This is a genomic window from Streptomyces sp. NPDC085460 (genome assembly GCF_044541975.1).
Lineage (GTDB): Bacteria > Actinomycetota > Actinomycetes > Streptomycetales > Streptomycetaceae > Streptomyces.
The window spans coordinates 448,140-469,741 of sequence record NZ_JBITTO010000009.1 but is presented as its reverse complement, the minus strand read 5'-3'; the positions used below and the strand labels follow the sequence as shown (position 1 = coordinate 469,741).

The 21,602-nt window shown below is 74.1% G+C and carries 18 protein-coding genes and 1 rRNA gene; 14 read left to right on the top strand and 5 right to left on the bottom strand.

Annotated features, from left to right (window positions below; translation table 11 throughout):
- From rrf to ACIGHB_RS25575, 3 genes are all read left to right on the top strand, one after another.
- Positions 1 to 92, top strand: a 5S ribosomal RNA gene (gene rrf, locus ACIGHB_RS25585); the annotation flags it as partial.
- Positions 93 to 291: 199 nt separating this feature from the next.
- Positions 292 to 1,524, top strand: coding sequence for a hypothetical protein (locus tag ACIGHB_RS25580; RefSeq protein WP_399916116.1), 1,233 nt, complete (start codon positions 292 to 294; stop codon positions 1,522 to 1,524).
- Positions 1,461 to 2,258: a tetratricopeptide repeat protein gene (locus ACIGHB_RS25575; protein WP_399916114.1), complete on the top strand. Its 798-nt coding sequence runs from the start codon at positions 1,461 to 1,463 to the stop codon at positions 2,256 to 2,258. Before ACIGHB_RS25580 ends, ACIGHB_RS25575 begins: the two co-directional genes overlap by 64 nt.
- 67 nt (positions 2,259 to 2,325) lie before the next feature.
- Here the strand turns inward: ACIGHB_RS25575 and ACIGHB_RS25570 are convergent, their stop codons facing one another.
- A complete protein-coding gene (locus ACIGHB_RS25570; protein WP_399916112.1) occupies positions 2,326 to 3,618 on the bottom strand; it encodes a DUF1015 domain-containing protein in 1,293 nt (430 codons plus the stop codon).
- 83 nt (positions 3,619 to 3,701) lie between these two features.
- Here ACIGHB_RS25570 and ACIGHB_RS25565 point away from each other — a divergent pair, with 83 nt between their 5' ends.
- From ACIGHB_RS25565 to ACIGHB_RS25550, 4 genes are all read left to right on the top strand, one after another.
- Positions 3,702 to 4,766 (top strand): HAD hydrolase-like protein, encoded by a 1,065-nt coding sequence (locus ACIGHB_RS25565; RefSeq protein WP_399916110.1) that lies wholly within the window; start codon positions 3,702 to 3,704, stop codon positions 4,764 to 4,766.
- An 84-nt stretch (positions 4,767 to 4,850) separates the two neighbouring features.
- A complete protein-coding gene (locus ACIGHB_RS25560) occupies positions 4,851 to 5,906 on the top strand; it encodes a FecCD family ABC transporter permease (RefSeq protein ID WP_399916107.1) in 1,056 nt (351 codons plus the stop codon).
- Complete coding sequence (locus ACIGHB_RS25555; RefSeq protein ID WP_360318338.1) at positions 5,903 to 6,937, top strand: iron chelate uptake ABC transporter family permease subunit; 1,035 nt, start codon at positions 5,903 to 5,905, stop codon at positions 6,935 to 6,937. The genes ACIGHB_RS25560 and ACIGHB_RS25555 overlap by 4 nt, the downstream gene beginning before the upstream one ends.
- Before the next feature lie 149 nt (positions 6,938 to 7,086).
- A complete protein-coding gene (locus ACIGHB_RS25550; RefSeq protein ID WP_399916146.1) occupies positions 7,087 to 7,932 on the top strand; it encodes an ABC transporter ATP-binding protein in 846 nt (281 codons plus the stop codon).
- On the opposite strand, the gene ACIGHB_RS25545 is transcribed toward ACIGHB_RS25550, so the two are convergent.
- Positions 7,921 to 8,268, bottom strand: a complete 348-nt coding sequence (locus ACIGHB_RS25545; RefSeq protein WP_360318340.1) for an SCP2 sterol-binding domain-containing protein — start codon at positions 8,266 to 8,268, stop codon at positions 7,921 to 7,923. The genes ACIGHB_RS25550 and ACIGHB_RS25545 overlap by 12 nt on opposite strands.
- Before the next feature lie 42 nt (positions 8,269 to 8,310).
- Between ACIGHB_RS25545 and ACIGHB_RS25540 the strand changes: the two genes are divergently transcribed.
- The 5 genes from ACIGHB_RS25540 (at position 8,311) to ACIGHB_RS25520 (ending at position 13,403) form a co-directional block, all read left to right on the top strand.
- On the top strand, positions 8,311 to 8,598 hold the full coding sequence (locus tag ACIGHB_RS25540; RefSeq protein WP_360318342.1) for a hypothetical protein: 288 nt from the start codon (positions 8,311 to 8,313) through the stop codon (positions 8,596 to 8,598).
- Between the two features lie 7 nt (positions 8,599 to 8,605).
- Entirely contained in the window at positions 8,606 to 9,421 is an 816-nt protein-coding gene (locus ACIGHB_RS25535) for a TlyA family RNA methyltransferase (protein ID WP_360318344.1), read from the top strand.
- Positions 9,418 to 10,335, top strand: coding sequence for an NAD kinase (locus ACIGHB_RS25530; protein WP_360318346.1), 918 nt, complete (start codon positions 9,418 to 9,420; stop codon positions 10,333 to 10,335). Before ACIGHB_RS25535 ends, ACIGHB_RS25530 begins: the two co-directional genes overlap by 4 nt.
- Positions 10,336 to 10,403: 68 nt before the next feature.
- On the top strand, positions 10,404 to 12,155 hold the full coding sequence (gene recN, locus ACIGHB_RS25525; protein WP_360318348.1) for a DNA repair protein RecN: 1,752 nt from the start codon (positions 10,404 to 10,406) through the stop codon (positions 12,153 to 12,155).
- Positions 12,156 to 12,314: 159 nt separating this feature from the next.
- The gene (locus tag ACIGHB_RS25520; RefSeq protein WP_360318350.1) at positions 12,315 to 13,403 is read left to right on the top strand and encodes a glycosyltransferase family 4 protein; all 1,089 of its coding nucleotides are present in this window, start codon (positions 12,315 to 12,317) and stop codon (positions 13,401 to 13,403) included.
- A 1-nt stretch (position 13,404) separates the two neighbouring features.
- On the opposite strand, the gene ACIGHB_RS25515 is transcribed toward ACIGHB_RS25520, so the two are convergent.
- The 3 genes from ACIGHB_RS25515 to ACIGHB_RS25505 form a co-directional block, all read right to left on the bottom strand.
- Positions 13,405 to 15,027: a PucR family transcriptional regulator gene (locus ACIGHB_RS25515; RefSeq protein ID WP_399916103.1), complete on the bottom strand. Its 1,623-nt coding sequence runs from the start codon at positions 15,025 to 15,027 to the stop codon at positions 13,405 to 13,407.
- Positions 15,028 to 15,175: 148 nt separating this feature from the next.
- Positions 15,176 to 16,570, bottom strand: a complete 1,395-nt coding sequence (locus ACIGHB_RS25510) for an FAD-binding oxidoreductase (RefSeq protein ID WP_399916101.1) — start codon at positions 16,568 to 16,570, stop codon at positions 15,176 to 15,178.
- Between the two features lie 76 nt (positions 16,571 to 16,646).
- Positions 16,647 to 18,449, bottom strand: a complete 1,803-nt coding sequence (locus tag ACIGHB_RS25505; protein WP_360318356.1) for a glycoside hydrolase family 15 protein — start codon at positions 18,447 to 18,449, stop codon at positions 16,647 to 16,649.
- Between the two features lie 627 nt (positions 18,450 to 19,076).
- Here ACIGHB_RS25505 and ACIGHB_RS25500 point away from each other — a divergent pair.
- Both ACIGHB_RS25500 and ACIGHB_RS25495 read left to right on the top strand, forming a co-directional pair.
- On the top strand, positions 19,077 to 20,732 hold the full coding sequence (locus tag ACIGHB_RS25500) for a CTP synthase (RefSeq protein ID WP_388873250.1): 1,656 nt from the start codon (positions 19,077 to 19,079) through the stop codon (positions 20,730 to 20,732).
- Positions 20,733 to 20,850: 118 nt separating this feature from the next.
- The gene (locus tag ACIGHB_RS25495) at positions 20,851 to 21,477 is read left to right on the top strand and encodes an NUDIX domain-containing protein (RefSeq protein ID WP_388872237.1); all 627 of its coding nucleotides are present in this window, start codon (positions 20,851 to 20,853) and stop codon (positions 21,475 to 21,477) included.
- The last annotated feature ends 125 nt before the right edge of the window (positions 21,478 to 21,602 follow it).

Below are 21,602 nucleotides of genomic sequence, written 5' to 3'. Positions count from 1 at the left end.
CGCCCGGTTACATTCCGAACCCGGAAGCTAAGCCTTTCAGCGCCGATGGTACTGCAGGGGGGACCCTGTGGGAGAGTAGGACGCCGCCGAACAATTCTTCAGGACCCCTGGTCCCAGCGTTCACGCTGGGACCAGGGGTCCTTTTGTTTTTTGCTTGACTTTTTCCGAGGCGCGGCCGGGTGCCGGCTGCGCGAGAATGACTGCAGTACCCGAAGACAGGAGTCACACCGATGTCCACCAACTCTCCCGACGACCGTCCGGAGCGCGAGCCGCGTCGCCGGGATGGTGCCGGTGGCGACCGGGGCGGCTTCCGTGGGCCCCGTCGCGACGACAACCGTGGTGGCGGCTTCCGTCGCGACGACAACCGCGGGGGTGGCGGCGGCGGTTACCGCCGCGACGACCGCGGTGGAGACAACCGAGGTGGCGACAACCGGGGTGGCGGCTTCCGCCGGGACGACCGGGGCGGGGACCAGCGCGGCGGTGGGTTCCGCCGGGACGACAACCGCGGTGGCGGCGGCTTCCGTCGCGATGACCGTGGTGGCGACCAGCGCGGTGGCGGCTACCGTCGGGACGACCGGCCGTCCTTCCCCCGTGACGACCGCCGTGACGACCGCCGTGATGACCGTCGTGATGACAACCGTGGCGGCGGCGGCTTCCGCCGTGACGACCGTGGTGGCGACCAGCGCGGTGGTGGGTTCCGTCGGGACGACAACCGCGGTGGTGGCGGCGGCTTCCGTCGTGACGACCGTGGTGGCGACCAGCGTGGCGGCGGGTTCCGTCGGGACGACCGGCGGGACGAGCGTCCGTCGTCGTTCCGCCGGGACGACCGTCCCTCCTTCCCCCGCGACGACCGCCGCGACGGGTTCCGTCGCGATGACCGTGGTGGCGACCAGCGTGGCGGTGGCTACCGTCGGGACGACCGGCCGTCCTTCCCCCGTGACGACCGCCGTGATGACCGGCGTGATGACCGTCGTGATGACAACCGTGGCGGTGGCGGCTTCCGCCGTGACGACCGCGGTGGCGACCAGCGCGGTGGTGGGTTCCGTCGTGACGACAACCGCGGTGGCGGCGGGTTCCGTCGGGACGACCGTGGTGGCGACCAGCGTGGCGGTGGGTTCCGTCGTGACGACCGGCGGGACGAGCGTCCGTCGTCGTTCCGCCGGGACGACCGTCCCTCCTTCCCCCGCGACGACCGGCGTGACGACCGCCGTGACGACAACCGCGGTGGCGGGTTCCGTCGGGACGACCGGCGGGACGAGCGTCCCTCCTCGTTCCGGCGTGATGACAACCGTGGCGGCGGCGGTGGGTTCCGCCGTGACGACAGCCGGGGTGGCGGCTACCGGGGCCGGGACGACCGGGGCCGGGACGACCGGGGCGGGTACCGCGGGCGTGACGACCGGGGTGGCTACGGGCGCCGCGACGACCGCGGCGAGCGGAGCGACCGCGCGCCGATCAAGCGGTTGCCGATCCCGCCGGAGGTCACCGGTGAGGAGATCGACGCCGATGTGCGCCAGGAGCTCATGAGCCTGCCCAAGGGGCTCGCCGACGACGTCGCCCGCAACCTCGTCATGGTCGCGCAGCTCATCGACGAGGACCCGGAGAAGGCGTACGGCTACTCCCGCGTCGCGCTGCGGCTCGCCTCGCGCGTCGCCGCCGTCCGCGAGGCCGCCGGCTTCGCCGCGTACGCCAACCAGAAGTACTCCGAGGCGCTGGCCGAGTTCCGGGCCGCGCGGCGGATGAGCGGTGGCGTGGACCTGTGGCCCGTCATGGCCGACTGCGAGCGCGGTCTCGGCCGGCCCGAGCGGGCCCTCGCCATGGCCGGCGAGCCCGAGGTGCAGAAGCTCGACAAGGCCGGGCAGGTCGAGATGCGACTCGTCGCCGCCGGCGCCCGCCGGGACATGGGGCAGCTGGAAGCCGCCATCGTGACCCTGCAGAGCCCCGAGCTCGCGTCCAGCGCCCACCACCCGTGGACCGCGCGACTGCGGTACGCCTACGCCGACGCCCTCCTCGCCGCCGGGCGGGAGCAGGAGGCCCGGGAGTGGTTCGCCAAGGCACTGGAGGCCGACAAGGACGGCGCCACGGACGCCTCCGACCGGCTCGCCGAGCTGGACGGGGTCGAGTTCGTCGACGCCTTCGAGGACGCCGAGGACGAGGACGCGTCCGGTGACGCGCCCGGCGCCGACGCCGACACCGACGTCGAGGGCGATGACGCCGACGGTGACTCGGCCGACGACGCCGAGGACGACGAGCGGCGCTGAGGCTCCGTGACATGAGGACATGAGGAAGGGCGGCACCCCGAGGGTGCCGCCCTTCTTCGTATCCCCTTCAGTCGAGGGCGAGGCTGCGGAGGACCAGGCCCGTCGCCGGCTTGGGGCCGAACGACGTCGACTTGCGCGGCATCGTCACCCCCTGGCGGGCCAGGTCCCGGACGACCTCCTCGCGTACCGGATGCATCAGCACCGCCGTACCGCCCCGGCGCTCGGCCTGGGCGACGGCCGCCGCCGTGTCGTGGATGTAGGCGATGTCCTCCGGAGCGTCCGGCACGTGCCAGACGTGCTCCAGGAGCGTGGCGTGGAGGACCGTCGCGTCCAGGGTGCGCCACGCCTCCGGGCGGTCGGCGCGGACCGTGCGGGCCAGCAGGGCCTGATCCGGGCGGTCCAGGAGGTGGAACGCGCCGTCGCCGGCCAGGAGGAACGCGTTGCCGTCGGCGGCCGCCTCGGACAGGGCCTCCAGCGCCTCCGGCAGCGGGCGTTCGATCCGGCGGACCCGGAAGGCATCCCCGACGGCCTCCAGCGCGTCCGCCAACGGCAGCCGGCTCAGGAGGCGGTGGATCGCGCGCACCCGCAGCGGATAGCGGACCGTGTCGATGAGCAGCACCAGGCCCTGGTTCCACGGGCCGGGCGACGGCCGCTCGTCACGCAGCCGCAGATACGTCGCCCAGCGGTGGTGCCCGTCGGCGATCAGCGCCTGGTGGCGGGCGAGTTCGGTGGTGACCGCCGCCAGCTCGTCCGGGTCCGTCACCGCCCACAGACGGTGGTGGAAACCGTCCTCCGTCGTCGTCGACAGGAGCGGCTCGCGCAGGATCGCGCGCTCCACGACCGCGTCCGCGCCGTCGCCGGTGCCCGGATACGTGAGGAGCAGCGGCTCCAGATTGGCGGCCGTGGTGCGCATCAGGGCGGCGCGGTCCTCGACGACGTGCGGCATGACGTCCTCGTGCGGGAGGACGACCCCCTCGTCGGGCGTGCTCAGTTCGAGGGCGCCGATGATGCCGCGCTGGAGGATGCCGTCGCCCCGCTGCTCGTACACGTACAGCGCGGGGCACGGGTCGGGGGCGAGGACGCCGTCGGCCAGCCAGCGGTCCAGCGTCACCGCCGCCTTGCGGTGGCGGGTGCCCGCCGTGACGGCCTGGGGGAGGATCAGCCGGACGATGTTGTGCGGGTCGGCCGACTCCAGGTGGAGCAGTCCGTCAGGTCGTACGACGACGTCGTAGGGCGGGGAGGTGACGGCCGCGAGGCTGCCGACCCGCTCGGGGACGTACCGGATGCCGCGGAACGGATGCAGACGCAGCCCCGCGGTGTCGTCGCGGACGTCGATGGCCGCGTGACCTGAGGAGTTCATCTCGTCATGGTAGGCGCGCGGTGGCCATGAGCGATGATCGGGGGAGCGGGGGAGTACCGGCGGTGAGTGAGGAGCGGGTGGTCATGGCGCGAGACGGCCAGGAGCGGCGGACGGAACGGAGTCGGCCCGGCGGCAGCGCGGTCGCGCTGAGCGCGGCGTACGACACGGCGCTGCTCGACCTCGACGGGGTCGTGTACTTCGCGGGCGGGGCGGCGATCCCGTACGCCGTGGAGGCGCTCGGCGCGGCGCGGGACGGCGGGATGCGGCTGGCGTACGTGACGAACAACGCGCTGCGGACGCCGGACGCGGTGGCCGCGCACCTCACCGAGCTGGGGGTGCCGGCCGCCGCCGACGACGTCGTCACCTCCGCGCAGGCGGTGGCGCGGCTCATCGCCGAGGACGTGCCCGCGGGAGCCCGGGTCCTCGTCGTCGGCGGCGAGGGGCTGCGGGTCGCGCTGCGCGAGCGGGGGCTCGTACCGGTCGAGTCGGCGGACGACGGGCCGGTGGCCGTCGTGCAGGGATACGGCGGCCCGGAGCTGGGCTGGGGCCGGTTCGCGGAGGCGGCGTACGCGGTCGGGCGGGGAGTGCCCTGGTACGCGTCCAACACCGACCTGACGATCCCCGGTACGCGCGGGATCGGGCCCGGGAACGGGGCCGCCGTCGAGGTCGTGCGGATCGCGACCGGCGGGCGGTTCGAGCCGAAGGTCGCCGGGAAGCCGCGGCCGCCGATGCACCGCGAGACGGTGCTGCGGACCGGGGCGGAGCGGCCGCTGGTCGTCGGTGACCGGCTGGACACCGACATCGAGGGCGCGTTCGAGGGCGGCGTCGACTCGCTGCTCGTGCTGACGGGGGTCACGGACGTGGCGACGCTGCTCGCCGCCGTGCCGGAGCACCGGCCGACGTACGTGGCGGCCGATCTGCGGGGGCTGCTCGTCGCGCAGCCGGAGGTCCTGGCCGACGGCGACGGCGGGTTCCGGTGCGGCGGGTGGCGGGCCTCGGTGAGCGGGGACGCGCTCGTGCTGGACGGCGCGGACGGATCCGACGCGCTCGACGGGGTGCGGGCGCTGTGCGGGGCGGCGTGGACGCGGGCCGGCTCCGGGGCGTGTGCGCTGGACGCGGGGAAGGCGCTGGCCCGGCTCGGGCTGTAGGTCCCCGGTGGGGAGTCGGTGGTCCCGGGAGCCGAGGGCCGCCGACCTCTGCTCGGCGAATATTGGGTAGGCTAACCTAACCGGGTGTTGGTCGAGAGTCCCTCCCGTTCGAGCGCGGAGCCGGCGAAGGCCGAGCGGTCCCCGAGGCGCCGGAACACCGTGCGTGCCGTCGGACTGCTGGCGGCCGTCGGTGCCCTGCTGCTTGTCTGTGTCCTCAGCGTCATGATCGGTGCCAAGCCGGTGCCGATCGGCGACGTGTGGCACGGGCTGTTCCACAACAGCGGCGTCGGCAACGACGTCGTCATCCACGACGTGCGGGTGCCGCGCACCCTGCTCGGGGTGCTCGTCGGCCTGGCGCTCGGACTGGCCGGCGCGGTGATGCAGGGGCTGACGCGCAATCCGCTGGCGGAGCCCGGACTGCTCGGCGTCAACGCGGGCGCGGCCGCCGCCGTGGTGTCGGCCATCGCGTTCCTCGGCGTCACCGACGTCAGCGACTACGTGTGGTTCGCCTTCGTCGGCGCCGCCGTCGTCTCCGTCGTCGTGTACGTGCTCGGCGGCAGCCGCAGCGCCACGCCGGTGCGGCTCGCGCTCGCCGGTACGGCCGCGACCGCCGCCCTGTACGGCTACGTCAACGCCGTCCAGCTGCTGAACTCGGCCGCGCTCGACCGGCTCCGCTTCTGGACCGTCGGCTCGCTGGCCTCGGCCGACCTGGACACCGTCCGCCGGGTCGCGCCGTTCATCCTCGTCGGCGCCGTGCTGGCGCTGGCCATCGCCCGGCCGCTCAACGCCATGGAGATGGGTGACGACTCCGCGCGCGCCCTCGGCGTCAGCGTCAACCGGACCCGGATCGTCGCCATGGTCGCCGTCACCCTGATGTGCGGGGCCGCGACCGCCGCCTGCGGGCCGATCGTCTTCCTCGGCCTGATGGTGCCGTACATGGTCCGGGCGATCACCGGTCCCGACATGCGGTGGATCCTGCCGTACGCGGCGGTCCTCGCGCCCGTGCTGCTGCTCGGCTCCGACGTCCTCGGCCGGATCGTCGCCCGGCCCGCCGAACTCCAGGTCGGCATCGTGACGGCGCTCGTCGGCGGGCCCGTCTTCATCCGACTCGTACGCCGCAAGAGGATGGCCCAGCTGTGACCACCAAGACCCTGCGGACCGGCGGCGGAGTCTCCGTACGGTACGTGCCGCGGGCCGCGCTGTGCGGTCTCGGGCTGATCCTGCTCACCCTCGGGCTCGGCGTCGTCCTCGTCGGCACCGGCGACTTCCCGATGACGCCGGCCGAGGTGGTCGACACCCTCCTCGGCCGGGGCACGGTCCTCCAGGAGTTCGCCGTGATGGAGCTGCGGCTGCCGAGGGTCCTGGTCGCGATCCTCGTCGGCGGCGCGCTCGCGCTCGGCGGGGCCGTCTTCCAGTCGATCTCCCGCAATCCGCTCGGCAGCCCCGACGTGATCGGCTTCGGACAGGGCGCCACCGTCGGCGCGCTCACCGTCATCGTCCTCTTCCAGGGCAGCGCCGTCGCCACCGCGCTCGGCGCCGTCGCCGGCGGTGTCGTCACGGGCGCCGCGATCTACCTGCTCGCCTGGAAGCGGGGGGTGCACGGATACCGGCTGGTGCTCGTCGGCATCGGCGCCGCCGCGATGCTGACCTCCGTCATCCACTACCTCATCACCAAGGCCGACCTGGTGGACGCCACCCGCGCCACCGTGTGGATGACCGGCTCCCTCGAAGGACGCGACTGGACCCAGTTCTGGCCGCTGCTCGCGGTCTGCTGCGTGCTGGTGCCGCTGGTCCTCGGCCACGGCAGGGCGCTGCGGATGCTGGAGATGGGCGACGACGCCGCGTACGCGCTCGGCGTGAAGGTCGAGCGGACCCGGATCGTCCTCATGGCCTCGGCGGTGCTGCTCGTCGCCGTCGCCACCTCGGCGGCCGGGCCCATCGTCTTCGTCTCCCTCAGCGCCCCGCAGCTGGCCCGCCGGCTCACCCGCGCGCCCGGTCCCAATCTGGCGGTCTCCGCCGTCCTGGGCTCCGCGCTGCTGCTCGGGGCCGACTGGATCGCCGGGAACGCCTTCGGCGAGCGCACGCTGCCCGTGGGGGTCATCACCGGCATCCTGGGCGGCTGCTACCTGCTCTGGCTGCTGGTCAGCGAACGCAAGGCGGGCCGGATATGACCCCGGAGAAGCACACCACCGGCAAGAGCACCCCGAGCAAGCACACCACCGGCGAGAGCACCCCGAGCAAGAGCACCACCAGCAAGAGCACCACGAGCCACAGCACCCCGAGCAACAGCACCACGGACCAGGACGACAGGAGCACGCCCATGAGCGATCGGCAGCAGCAGCGCCTCGGGGCCGAGTCGGTCACCCTCGCGTACGAGCAGCGGGTCATCGCCCGCGACCTGTCCGTGGAGATCCCCGACCACTCGTTCACCGTCATCGTCGGGCCCAACGCCTGCGGCAAGTCCACCCTGCTGCGCGCCCTCTCCCGGATGCTCAAGCCCGCCCAGGGCCGGGTGCTGCTCGACGGGCAGTCGATCCACTCGCTGCCGGCGAAGAAGGTCGCCAGGACCCTCGGTCTGCTGCCGCAGTCGTCCGTCGCGCCCGACGGCATCACCGTCGCCGACCTCGTCGCCCGCGGCCGCTACCCGCACCAGGGTCTGCTGCGCCAGTGGTCGCCCGAGGACGAGCGGGTCGTCCAGGAGTCCATGGAGTCCACCGGCGTCGCCGAGCTCGCCGACCGGTTCGTCGACGAGCTCTCCGGCGGCCAGCGCCAGCGGGTGTGGATCGCGATGGCCCTCGCCCAGCAGACGCCGCTGCTGCTGCTCGACGAGCCGACCACGTACCTCGACATCCAGCACCAGATCGACGTCCTCGACCTGTGCGCCGAGCTGCACGAGACCCAGGGGCGGACGCTCGTGGCCGTCCTGCACGACCTCAACCACGCGGCCCGGTACGCCACCCACCTCATCGCGGTGCGCGCCGGCGAGGTCGTCGCGGAGGGCCCGCCGTCCGAGGTGGTCACCGCCGAGCTGGTCGAGCGGGTCTTCGGGCTGCGCTGCCAGGTCATCGACGACCCGCAGACGGGCACCCCGCTCGTCGTCCCGGCCGGGCGGGAGGCGCGGGCCAGGCGGTCCGGTCCGGTGCCCGAACCGGCCCTACAGAAGTGACCGCAGCCGCAGCAGATCGCGGAAGCCGGCCTCCAGCCTGACCCGGCCGGAGGCCCACGCCTTCGCGAAGTTCAACCGTCCGCCCACCAGCGCGACCAGGTCGTCGCCGGTCATCGCCAGCCGGATCTGGGCCTTCTCCGGCGGCGGGCCTGTCACCGTCGACTCCACGACCATCCGGCCGCCGGTGAGCCGGCCGGTGAAGGTCGTGTCGAGGTCCGTGAGGTGGCAGCTCAGGGTGCGGTCGAGCGCCGCCGCGCCCCGGACCGAGCCGTCCGCCCCCGCGAGGTTGTCCGCCAGCTTGTCGAGTGCGTCGCGGCACTCCGTGATCGTCGCCATCGCCGTCGACCGTACCCCAGGGCTTCGCGATAGCGTCGTGGCATGAACGATGCGATCACGGAGGCGGAGGCCGGTACGGACCCCGTGACCGGCGGTGCGCGGGCGGAGGCCGCCGAGCCCGCGGCGGCCGCCCCGCTGGGGGTCCCCCGGGAGCCCACCGGGCTGCCCTCGGTGGACGCGCTCGTCGCGCGTCTCGCCGAGGCCGACCACCTCCCGGCGGACGGACACCTCGCGGTGTACGAGGATGTACACCAGGGACTGCGCGCCGAGCTGACCTCGCTCGACGCGCGCCCCGCCCCCGCACCCCGTCCGCACGACCCCAGGAGCTGAACCCAACGTGGCAGGAGTGGCACGCCGCCGCCTCGACGCCGAGCTGGTCCGGCGCAAACTCGCCCGCTCGCGCGAGCACGCCGGCCAGCTGATCGCGGCCGGCCGGGTGACCGTCGGCAAGACGGTCGCCACCAAGTCCGCCACCCAGGTCGAGACCGCCGCCGCGATCGTCGTCGCCCAGGACGACTCCGACCCCGACTACGTCTCGCGGGGCGGCCACAAGCTCGCCGGCGCCCTCGCCGCCTTCGTCCCCCTCGGGCTGACGGTGGAGGGCCGCAGGGCGCTCGACGCGGGCGCCTCGACCGGCGGCTTCACCGATGTGCTGCTGCGCGCCGGCGCCGGGCACGTCGTCGCCGTCGACGTCGGCTACGGACAGCTCGCCTGGTCGCTGCAGAGCGATGAGCGGGTGACCGTCAAGGACCGTACCAACGTGCGCGAGCTGACCCTCGACGCGATCGACGGCGTCCCCGCCGACCTCGTCGTCGGCGACCTCTCCTTCATCCCGCTCGGGCTCGTGCTGCCCGCCCTGGTGGCCTGCACCGCGCCGGACGCGGACCTCGTCCTGATGGTCAAGCCGCAGTTCGAGGTGGGCAAGGAGCGGCTCGGCTCCGGCGGTGTCGTGCGCAGCGCCGAGCTGCGCGCCGACGCCGTGAAGAACGTGGCCCGGCAGGCGGCCGGGCTGGGGCTCGGGGTGGCGGGCGTCACCGCGAGCCCGCTGCCCGGGCCGTCCGGGAACGTCGAGTACTTTCTGTGGCTGCGGGCCGGCGCGCCCGCACTCGATCCGGCGGACGTCGACCGCGCCGTGGCGGAGGGACCTCGTTGACAGCGACAGCGGCACCACAGGCACCACGCACCGTCTTCCTGCTCGCGCACACCGGCCGGCCGGCCGCCGTGCGCAGCGCCGAACTCGTCGTCCTGGGGCTGCTGCGCAGCGGCATCGGCGTCCGCGTCCTGGAGGCGGAGGCGGCGGACCTGCCGCTGCCGCCGTCCGTGGAGAAGATCCCCGACGACTGCCCCGAGGCGCTCGACGGCTGCGAGCTGATCATCGTCCTCGGCGGTGACGGGACGCTGCTGCGCGGCGCCGAGTTCTCCCGCGCCTCCGGCGTGCCGATGCTCGGCGTCAACCTGGGGCGGGTCGGCTTCCTCGCCGAGGCCGAGCGCGACGACCTCGACAAGGTCGTCGACCGGGTCGTCACCAAGGCGTACGAGGTCGAGGAGCGGATGACCCTGGACGTTGCCGTCTACCAGAACGGCGACGCCCTGCACCGCGACTGGGCGCTCAACGAGGCCGCCGTGCAGAAGGTCTCCCCGGAGCGGATGCTGGAGGTCGTCCTCGCCATCGACGGGCGGCCCGTCACCGGCTTCGGCTGCGACGGGGTGATCTGCGCGACGCCGACCGGCTCGACCGCGTACGCCTTCTCGGCCGGCGGCCCGGTCGTGTGGCCCGAGGTGGAGGCGCTGCTCATGGTGCCGATCGGGGCGCACGCGCTGTTCGCCAAGCCGCTCGTCACCACCCCGGACTCGGTGCTCGCCGTCGAGGTCGAGCCGCACACCCCGCACGGGGTGCTGTGGTGCGACGGGCGGCGGACCGTCGAGCTGCCGGCCGGTGCCCGGGTCGAGGTGCGGCGCGGTGCCGTCCCGGTGCGGCTCGCCCGGCTCCACCACGCGTCCTTCACCGACCGGCTCGTCGCCAAGTTCGCCCTGCCGGTCTCGGGGTGGCGGGGCGCGCCCCACTGACCTCCCCGCGGCCCTCCCCGCGACCTTCGCGGCGGGGGTGATGTCGCGTCGCGGCACGGAAACCTCGTATGGTCTGGGGCGTGCTGGAGGAGATGCGGATACGGTCGCTCGGGGTCATCGACGACGCGGTGGTCGAGCTGTCGCCCGGCTTCACCGCGGTGACGGGTGAGACCGGCGCGGGCAAGACCATGGTCGTCACGAGCCTGGGGCTGCTGCTCGGCGGACGGGCGGACCCGGCCCTGGTACGGATCGGGGCCGGTTCGGCGGTCGTCGAGGGGCGGATCAGTCTGCCGCCCGGGGCGCCCGCCGCGCTGCGGGCCGAGGAGGCCGGGGCGGAGCTCGACGAGGGCGCCCTGCTCGTGACCCGTACGGTCTCCGCGGAGGGCCGCTCGCGGGCGCACCTGGGCGGGCGTTCGGTGCCCGTCGGGCTGCTCGCGGAGCTCGCCGACGAACTCGTCGCCGTCCATGGCCAGACCGACCAGCAGGGCCTGCTGAAGCCCGCCCGGCAGCGCGGTGCGCTCGACCGGTACGCGGGCGAGGCGGTGTCCGGGCCGCTCGCCGCCTACGGCGAGGTGTACCGGAGGCTGCGGGCCGTCACCGTCGAGCTGGACGAGATCACCACCCGGGCACGTGAGCGAGCCCAGGAGGCCGATCTGCTGCGGTTCGGGCTCTCCGAGATCGAGGCGGTGGCGCCGCGGGCCGGCGAGGACACCGAGCTGGCGGCGGAGGCCGAGCGGCTCGGCCACGCCGAGGCGCTCGCCTCGGCCGCCGCGCTCGCGCACGCGGCGCTGGCCGGGAACCCGGAGGACCCCGAGTCCGTCGACGCGACCACCCTGGTCGCCGGGGCGGGCCGGGCGCTCGAGGGCGTGCGGGCGCACGATCCGGCGCTCGCGGCGCTCGCTGACCGGATGGGGGAGATCTCGATCCTCCTCGCCGACGTGGCGCAGGAGCTGGCCGGGTACGCCGACGACCTGGACGCCGACCCGCTGCGGCTCGCGGCGGTCGAGGAGCGGCGGGCCGCGCTCACCCAGCTGACCCGGAAGTACGGCGAGTCCGTCGGGGCCGTCCTGGCGTGGGCGGAGGAGAGCGCCGAGCGGCTCGGGGAGCTGGACGGCGACGACGACCGGGTGGGGGAGCTGACCGCCGAGCGGGACCGGCTCCGCGACGAGCTGTCCGTCCTCGCGCAGCGGCTCACCGACGCGCGGGTGGAGGCGGCGGCCCGGTTCGCCGAGGCGGTCACCGCCGAGCTGGCCTCGCTCGCCATGCCGCACGCGCGCGTGTCCTTCGACATCCGGCAGTCCGAGGCCCCCGACGAGGCGTCGGGCGTCGAGGTCGGCGGGCGGCGGGTCGCGTACGGGCCGGCCGGCGCCGACGAGGTCGAGCTGCTGCTCGCCCCGCACCCCGGCGCGCCGCCGCGGCCCATCGCCAAGGGCGCGTCCGGCGGTGAGCTGTCCCGTGTGATGCTCGCCGTCGAGGTCGTCTTCGCCGGGGTCGACCCGGTGCCGACGTACCTGTTCGACGAGGTCGACGCGGGCGTCGGCGGCAAGGCGGCCGTGGAGATCGGTCGCCGGCTCGCCAAGCTCGCCCGCACCGCGCAGGTCGTCGTCGTCACGCACCTGCCCCAGGTGGCGGCCTTCGCCGACCGGCAGCTGCTCGTCGAGAAGACCAACGACGGCTCGGTCACCCGCTCGGGCGTCACCGTCCTGGAGGGCGAGGAGAGGGTCCGTGAGCTCTCCCGCATGCTCGCCGGCCAGGAGGACTCCGAGACGGCCCGCGCGCACGCGGAGGAACTCCTGGCCACCGCCAGGGCGGACGCCTGAACCGGCGCGGGGGCGCGCGGGTGTGAGGCGTGCGCTCGCCCGGACGGGTGAAGTCGGGGGCGGGGCGGTGCCGCCCGTCCCCGCCCGGCAAGGGCACGATGCGGTGTCGGTGGCGGAACGTGCGTACGGGTGGGGGCCGGGGCTGGCATCCTTGGGCGCGTGACACAGCTCCGTACGGTCCAGGTGCTGGGCGGTGGCAGCGCGGGCAGCAGCGCTCACGTCAGATCACTCGCCTCTGGGCTGGTGGCGAGGGGTGTTCGGGTGACCGTGTGCGCCCCGGCCGAACTCGACCGTCTCTACGACTACTCCGGCGCCGGCGCGCACGTCGTGCCGCTGCCCCGCCGCAACGACCCGGCGACCGTCGGCCTGCTCCGCAACGCCTGCATCGGCGCCGACGTCGTCCACGCGCACGGGCTGCACGCCTCCGTACGCGCCGCGCTCGCGGTCTCCGGCGGCGTCGGGCTCGCCCGCACCCCGCTCGTCACCACCTGGCACGGCCGGCCGCGCACCGACGGCGCCATGGGCGGGCTCGTACGGCTCCTGGAGCGCCGCACCGCGCGCGCCGCCGCCGTCGTCCTCGGCACCTCGTCCGAACTCGTGGACCGGGCCCGGCGGCGCGGGGCCAGGGACGCGCGGCTCGCCCCCGTCACCGTGCCTCCCGCGCGCGGGCCCGTCTGCCTCCACGACGGCAAGGCCCGGGCCGAACTCGGCGCCGTCGACCGGCCGCTGGTCATGGCCGTCGGCGCCCTCGAACCCGGCCGGGGGTACGGGACGCTCCTCGACGCGGCCCGGGAGTGGCGGGAGCTCGACCCGCAGCCGCTGCTCGTCATCGCGGGCGAGGGACGCGAGCGGGCCGCGCTCCAGCGGCGGATCGTCGCCGAGGGGCTCGCCGTCCGGATCGCCGGGCGCCGCGACGACGTCGCCGAACTCCTCGCCGCCGCCGACGTGGCCGTGCTGCCGTCCCGCTGGGAGGCGCGGTCCCTGCTGGCGCAGGAGGCGCTCCGGCTCGGTGTCCCGCTGGTCGCCACCGCCGTCGGCGGCGTGCCGGAACTCGTCGGCGACGCGGCCGAGCTGGTGCCGTACGGCGACGCGGGCGCCCTCGCGGCGGCCGTCCGGGGGCTCCTGGAGGACGAGGAGCGGCGGATGGACCTGGCGGCGGCGGGGCGCGTCCAGGCCGGGACGTGGCCGACGGAGGACGACACCATCGCCCACGTCCTGAGCGTCTACGACGAGTTGTCCGCCCGCTGACTCACGGGGCGTGCCGGCGGGCCCGGAGGGCCAGCGACAGCGCCAGGACCGTCTGCGGGTCGTCCAGGTCCGTGCCGAGGAGTTCGGAGATGCGCGCCAGGCGGTTGTAGAGGGTCTGCCGGTTGAGGTGGAGCTCGCGGGCCGTCTCGGCCTTGCGGCCCGCGTGCGCCAGATACGTCTCCAGGGTGGGGAGCAGCGGCGGGCGGGAGGCGCGGTCGTGGTCGCGGAGCGGGCCGATCGCCCGGTCGACGAAGGCGGCCAGGTCCGGGTGGTCGCGCAGCCGCCACAGCAGCAGGTCGATGTCGAGGCGCCGGGCGTCGTACCAGGGCCGGTCGGTGAGGCCCTGCGCCGCCGTGGCCGTCTCGGCCGCGTGCCGCAGCCCCGCCGACGCCGCCGCCCAGCCGCCGGCCATGCCGACCACCACGACCGGCGGGTGCGCCCCGGCGCCTTCGAGGCTGGCCCGCTCGACGCCGGCCCGCAGCGCCGCCGCGACCCGGTCGGCGACCGCGTTCCGCTCCGACTCGGAGCGCAGGCCCAGCAGGAGCGGGACCCGGCCCTCGACGGGGCGGACGCCGAGGAGCGCGGGGACGCCGACGGAGGCCAGCTCCTCGTGGACGGCGCGGGCGAGCAGCGCCCAGCTGCCGGACGGGGAGAGCTCGGGGGCGAGCCGCATGACGACGGGCAGGAGCGGGCCGTCGCCGGGCCGGAAGCCGAGGACGCGGGCCTGCGCGGGGGCGTCCTCGGCGGTGATCCGGCCCTCCGCGAGGTCCGTGAGGAAGTCGCCGCGGCCACGGGCCGCCAGCTCCTCCTCCTGCCGGGCCTGCATCAGGACGACCGCGAGGAGGCCCGCGGCCCGCTCGGCGGCCATCCGGTGGACGGGGGCGAGGGCGCCGGAGACCGCGAGGAGCACCAGGCGGGCCCGCACCGAGCCCGTACCGGGGCCTCCGCCGGGGACGTCGACGAGGACGGTGCCGGTCGGCGGGCCGGACTCGCGGGCCGCGCGCTGGCCGCGGAGCCCGTCCCAGACCTGGAGCGGGTCGGCCGGGCCGGACTCGGTGCCCGCCGCGTACAGCAGCTGTCCGTCGGCGGTCTCCAGGAAGACCGGGTTCGCGGCGAAGTCGGAGAGGATCCGGAGCACCTGGGGGACCCCGCCGCCGCCGAGCAGCGCCTCGGTGCACTGCCGGTGGACCTCCTCGGCCCGCCGCTGGAGCGCGTAGTGGCCGTTGACGATCTCGGTGTGGATCTCCTCCGTGACCGCGACGAACGGCACCTCGCGGTGGAGCTGGACGAGCGGCAGCCCGGTGGCGCGGGCGGTCTCCACTATCGTCGCCGGCAGGCGGGCGAAGCGCGGGCCGAGCTCGACCACGAGGGCCGCGATGCCCCGGTCGGCGAGGCGCCGCACGAAGGCGCGCTGCTCGGCCGGGCGGGTGCCCAGGCCGAGACCGGTGGTCAGCAGCAGCTCGCCGCCCTTGAGCAGGGACGCGATGTTGGGCACCTCTCCCGCGTGCACCCACCGCACGGTCCGCTGGAGCCGGTCGGCGCCGGCGACGACCTCCGGGAGACCACTGCGGAGCCCCGGGAGTTCGAGTGCCCGTTGTACGGTGATGCCGCCCTGCGTGTCCATGGGCGGACGGTATCGCCCGTGGTCTTTCCGGGGTATCACCTGATGGTCACGGGACCCGACACTTCGTACAACGGGGCGACAACTCGTCGTGGCGATGCGTGAATTGTCCGGCCACCTGTCCGGTGTGGCCTGCGTCACCCCTGAGGGGTCAGGCCGCGGCGGCCGGGGTGATGTTGTGGTTGAGCCGGAAGACGTTGTCGGGGTCGTACGCGGCCTTCACCGCGGCGAGCCGGGACCAGTTGCCCGCGCCGAACCCGGCGACGACCCGCTGCTCGCCCTCCGCGCCGATGAAGTTGAGGTACACCGCCTCCGTCGTCCACGGCCGCATGTCGGTCCGCACGTCGTGCACCCACTGGATCGCGGCCCCGTCGAGCGCGGGGTCCTGCCAGGTGGCGAAGGGGTGCACGACCCAGGGGGCGGTACGCCACGGCAGCGGGTAGTCGGACGGTCCCCGGGCCGCCGCGCCGCCCAGCGGGAAGAGCACGTGCTGGGTGGCGGTGCCGGCCGGGATCCGCTCCCCGCGGGCGCAGAACACCTCCACGGCCTCGTCGGGGAGCGACCCCAGGTACTCCGCCGACCAGTAGTTCCGCAGCCCCGGCGGGTCGTCCAGCATGCACTGGAGGTCCGCGTAGGGGATGTCCTGGACGAGCTCCACCACGGGCCGCAGCGCGGAGAGCCGGCCCGCCAGGTGCCGTACGCCCGCCACCGGCCCGGCGAAGGTGACCAGACCGGCCACCACGAGCTCGCCCACCAGGTGCGGCGGCACGAAGGGCTCGGGCGGGGCGGGGAAGTACAGCACGCCGCCGCTCGCCTCGTCCGGCATGGTCTCCGCCATCGCGCGGTACGCCTCCACCACCGCGGGTCCGGCGGACGGCGGGAACAGCATCAGCGCGAAGCTCATCGCGGGCAGCTCGTGCAGCCGCAGCGTCAGCGAGGTCGCCACGCCGAAGTTGCCGCCGCCGCCGTGCAGCGCCCAGAACAGCTCCGGGTTCTCCTCGGCGCTCGCGACCACGTGCCTGCCCTCGGCGGTGATCAGCTCGGCGGACAGCAGGTTGTCGCAGGCGAGCCCGAACTTCCGCTCCAGCCAGCCGGAGCCGCCGCCCAGGGTGAAGCCGGCGACGCCGGTGGTGGAGGCCCTGCCCCCGGTGGTGGCCAGGTGGAAGGGCTGGGTGGCCCGGTCGAGGTGGCTCATCAGGGCGCCGCCCTGGACCCGTACCGTCATGTGCTCGGGATCCGCGACCACGGCGTGCATCGGGCGCAGGTCGATCACCAGGCCGCCGTCGACGGCGGAGGTGCCGGCGACGCTGTGGCCGCCGCCGCGCACGGCGACGGTCAGCCCCGTCTCCCGCGCGAAGAGGACCGCGTTGGCCACGTCGGCCTGGGTCGCGCACCGGGCGATGACCGCCGGGCGGCGGTCGATCATGCCGTTGTGGATGCGCCTGGCCTCGTCGTAGCCCGGATCGCCGGGGACGAGGACCTCTCCGGCCAGGTCCTCGCGGAGGCCGGCCAGGGCGGTGTCCGGAACGGTGAGCTGGGGAGCCATCGGGTGCCCCCCTTTCGTACGGGGGCCGGGACACTCTCATGGTAGGTCCGGCCCCCGGGACACGCCGCTCGGCCGCTCAGCCGCCGTAGGCGCCGCTCGCGGTCAGCCGCAGGGCGGTGTCGATCAGCGGCACGTGGCTGAACGCCTGCGGGAAGTTGCCCACCTGCCGCTGGAGCCGCGGGTCCCACTCCTCGGCGAGCAGCCCCAGGTCGTTGCGGAGCGAGAGCAGCTTCTCGAAGAGGGTGCGGGCCTCGTCGACCCGGCCGATCATCGCCAGGTCGTCGGCGAGCCAGAAGGAGCAGGCGAGGAAGGCGCCCTCGTCGCCCTCCAGGCCGTCGACGCCCGCCTCCTCGCCGGCCGTGGGGTAGCGCAGCACGAAGCCGTCCTCGGTGGACAGCTCCCGCTGGATCGCCTCGATGGTGCCGATCACCCGCTTGTCGTCCGGCGGGAGGAAGCCCATCTGCGGGATCAGCAGCAGCGAGGCGTCCAGCTCCTTGGAGCCGTACGACTGGGTGAAGGTGTTCCGCTCCTTGTCGTAGCCCTTCTCGCAGACGTCCCGGTGGATCTCGTCGCGCAGCTCGCGCCAGCGCTCCAGGGGTCCGTCCGCGTCGCCGGACTCGATCAGCTTGATGGTGCGGTCCACCGCCACCCAGGCCATCACCTTGGAGTGGGTGAAGTGCCGGCGCGGGCCGCGGACCTCCCAGATGCCCTCGTCGGGCTGGTTCCAGTTCTTCTCCAGGTAGTTGATCAGCTTGATCTGGAGCAGGGCCGCGTAGTCGTTGCGGGACAGGCCCGTCATGTGGGCCAGGTGCAGGGCCTCGGTGACCTCGCCGTACACGTCGAGCTGGAGCTGGCTGGCGGCGCCGTTGCCGACCCGGACCGGGCCGGAGTTCTCGTACCCCGGCAGCCAGTCCAGCTCCGCCTCGCCGAGCTCCCGCTCGCCCGCGATGCCGTACATGATCTGGAGGTTCTCCGGGTCGCCGGCGACCGCCCGGAGCAGCCAGTCCCGCCAGGCGCGGGCCTCCTCGCGGTAGCCGGTGCGCAGCATCGAGGAGAGGGTGATGGCCGCGTCCCGCAGCCAGGTGTAGCGGTAGTCCCAGTTCCGTACGCCGCCGATCTCCTCCGGCAGGGAGGTCGTCGGCGCGGCGACGATCCCGCCGGTGGGCGCGTACGTCAGGGCCTTCAGGGTGATCAGCGAGCGGACCACGGCCTCCCGGTAGGGGCCGTGGTAGGTGCAGTGGCTCACCCAGTCGCGCCAGAAGTCGGTGGTCGCCGTGAGCGAGCCCTCCGGGTCGGGCAGCGGCGGCGCGTCCTTGTGCGAGGGCTGCCAGGAGAGCGTGAAGGCGATCCGCTCGCCGGCGGTGACGGTGAACTCGGAGTACGTGGTGAGGTCCTCGCCGTGGGTCTCGGCCTCGGTGTCGAACCAGACGGAGTCGGGCCCGGCCACCGCGACCGTGCGCTCGCCGACCTTGTGGACCCAGGGCACGATCCGGCCGTAGCTGAACCGCATCCGCAGCGCGGACCGCATCCGCACCCGGCCGCTGATCCCCTCCACGATCCGGATCAGCTGGGGCGCGCCGTCGCGCGGCGGCATGAAGTCGGTCACGCGGACTGTGCCGCGCGGGGTGTCCCACTCGGATTCGAGGACCAGCGAGTCGCCCCGGTAGCGGCGGCGGTCGGCGGGGGCGGGCTCGGCGTCGGCCGGGCCGGCCGGTCCCACTCTCCAGAATCCGTGTTCCTCGGTGCCGAGCAGCCCCGCGAAGACCGCGTGCGAGTCGAAGCGGGGCAGGCAGAGCCAGTCGACGCTGCCGTCCCGGCAGACCAGCGCCGCGGTCTGCATGTCTCCGATGAGTGCGTAATCCTCGATACGCCCGGCCACGTGCTTCACTCCAGTCGTACGGCCTGTCCGCCCCTCGGGGCGCGTGCGGCAATGCTTGCGGGTTGCGAGTTGCGAGAGGTGCCCGCGGTGCCAGTGTGCGGGATGGCCGGCCCCGGCAGCGGGTCGAGGGGGAAGCGACACGGGCTCCCGGTCCGGTTCCACGGGCGGGGGTGGCGCCGGCGTCCGGCCGCCCGGGGACGAGGCCGGGCGGGATGGTCCGCACCCTAGTGACCGTGATCATCGCCCGGGTAGCGCACTGCTCCACATGGGTGAACCAGGTGTTCCCCGGACGTTTGCCCGAACGTTTCCCCTGGGCCTCCTCCCTTCCCCCGACCCGGCCGCGGCCCCGCCGGCGACCCGGTCCGCCGCCCCGCGCGGGCGGAATCCCGCGGTCCGCCGGATCCCCCGGACGGCCCCGCCGGGGCCCGGTCCGCGCGGTCCGCCGGTGTGCCGACCGTGTGGCCGGAAGCGGTCTCCTGCTGTCACTGATACCCTGGTACCCCGTGGACCGGTGGGAAACGGCGCCAGCCGAAACCCCCGAAACCGCAGCGACGGCACCCCCGATTCTTCCGGAGGACCAGCCGCTTCGCACCTCCAGAACGCGACCACGGGAGCCCCCTCTTGGCGATGCCGCCCAACACCACGACGACCAAGCACATCTTCGTCACCGGGGGTGTCGCCTCCTCCCTCGGCAAGGGCCTGACCGCCTCCAGCCTGGGTGCGCTCCTCAAGGCCCGGGGCCTGCGGGTCACGATGCAGAAGCTCGACCCCTACCTGAACGTCGACCCGGGCACGATGAACCCCTTCCAGCACGGTGAGGTGTTCGTCACCAACGACGGCGCCGAGACCGACCTGGACATCGGCCACTACGAGCGCTTCCTCGACGTCGACCTCGACGGCTCGGCCAACGTCACCACCGGCCAGGTCTACTCGCAGGTCATCGCCAAGGAGCGGCGCGGCGAGTACCTCGGTGACACCGTGCAGGTCATCCCGCACATCACCAACGAGATCAAGTCGCGGATCCGCCGCATGGCCACCGACGACGTCGACGTCGTCATCACCGAGGTCGGCGGCACCGTCGGCGACATCGAGTCGCTGCCCTTCCTGGAGACCGTCCGCCAGGTCCGCCACGAGGTCGGCCGCGACAACGTCTTCGTCGTCCACATCTCGCTGCTGCCCTACATCGGCCCCTCGGGCGAGCTGAAGACCAAGCCGACCCAGCACTCGGTCGCCGCCCTGCGCAACATCGGCATCCAGCCCGACGCGATCGTGCTGCGCGCCGACCGCGAGGTCCCCACCGCCATCAAGCGCAAGATCTCGCTGATGTGCGACGTCGACGAGGCCGCCGTGGTCGCCGCCATCGACGCCAAGTCGATCTACGACATCCCGAAGGTGCTGCACTCCGAGGGCCTCGACGCCTACGTGGTGCGCAAGCTCGACCTGCCCTTCCGCGACGTGGACTGGACCGTCTGGGAGGACCTCCTGGACCGCGTCCACAACCCGGAGCACGAGGTCACCGTCGCGCTCGTCGGCAAGTACATCGACCTGCCCGACGCCTACCTCTCGGTCACCGAGGCCATGCGCGCCGGCGGCTTCGCCAACAAGGCGCGGGTCAAGGTCAAGTGGGTCACCTCCGACGACTGCAAGACCCCGGCGGACGCCGAGAAGCAGCTCGGCGACTGCGACGCGATCCTCATCCCCGGCGGCTTCGGCGACCGCGGCGTCTCCGGCAAGGTCGGCGCCATCCAGTACGCCCGCGAGCACAAGGTGCCGCTGCTCGGCATCTGCCTCGGCCTCCAGTGCATCGTCATCGAGGCGGCCCGGAACCTGGCGGGCATCCCCGAGGCGAACTCCACCGAGTTCGACCCGGCCACCGCGCACCCCGTCGTCTCCACGATGGAGGAGCAGCTCGCCTACGTGGAGGGCGCCGGCGACCTGGGCGGCACGATGCGCCTGGGCCTCTACCCGGCGAAGCTCGCCGAGGGCTCGGTCGTCCGCGCGGCCTACGCCGACGAGCCGTACGTCGAGGAGCGCCACCGTCACCGCTACGAGGTGAACAACGCGTACCGCGCCGAGCTGGAGAAGAAGGCCGGTCTGGTCTTCTCCGGCACCTCCCCGGACAACAAGCTCGTCGAGTTCGTCGAGTACCCGAAGGAGATCCACCCCTACCTGGTCGCCACCCAGGCGCACCCGGAGCTGAAGTCCCGCCCGACCCGCCCGCACCCGCTCTTCGCGGGCCTGGTCAAGGCGGCCGTCGAGCGCAAGACCGGCAAGAAGCAGTAAGGCGTTAACGTTGCCGGGGTACGGGTCCTGACGGACCGGTACCCCGGTTTCGTATGTGGTTCGTGTGGTTCGTGTGGTTCGAGTGGTTCGTGTGTTTCGTGTGTGGGAGGACGCAGGCATGCAGGTGCAGGACACCCCGGAGGAGTGGCGGGTCGTCGCCACCACGACCCCCTTCACGGGCAACAAGACGAGTGTCCGCACGGACGACGTCGTGATGCCGGACGGCACGGTCGTCCGGCGCGACTACCAGGTCCACCCGGGCTCCGTGGCCGTCCTGGCCGTGGACGAGCAGGACCGGGTGCTGGTGCTGCGCCAGTACCGTCACCCGGTGCGGCAGAAGCTCTGGGAGATCCCGGCGGGACTCCTCGACGTGCCCGGTGAGAACCCGCTGCACGCCGCCCAGCGCGAGCTGTACGAGGAGGCGCACGCCAAGGCGGGGGAGTGGCGGGTCCTCGCGGACGTGTACACCACCCCGGGCGGCTGCGACGAGGCCGTACGGATCTTCCTGGCGCGCGACCTCGCCGAGGCGGAGGGGGAGCGGTACGCGGTCTCCGAGGAGGAGGCCGACATGGAGGTGGCCCGGGTCCCGCTGGACGAGCTCGTGCGCGGGGTCCTCGCCGGCGAGCTGCACAACAACTGCCTCGTGGTGGGCGTCCTGTCGCTGGTCGCGGCGCGGGCGGGCGACGGGGTCGACGCGCTCCGGCCGGCCGACGCGCCGTGGCCGGCCCGGCCGTTCGAGGCGTAGCGCCTGCGTCGCGGTTCGCGCGCCCGCCCGCAACGGGGCGGGGCCGGTGTGACTGTCTGCTGATCCGATCGGGGGATGTGTCCGCCGCGCTCCGCCGGGGACGCCCGGGGGGCTGAACTACGCTC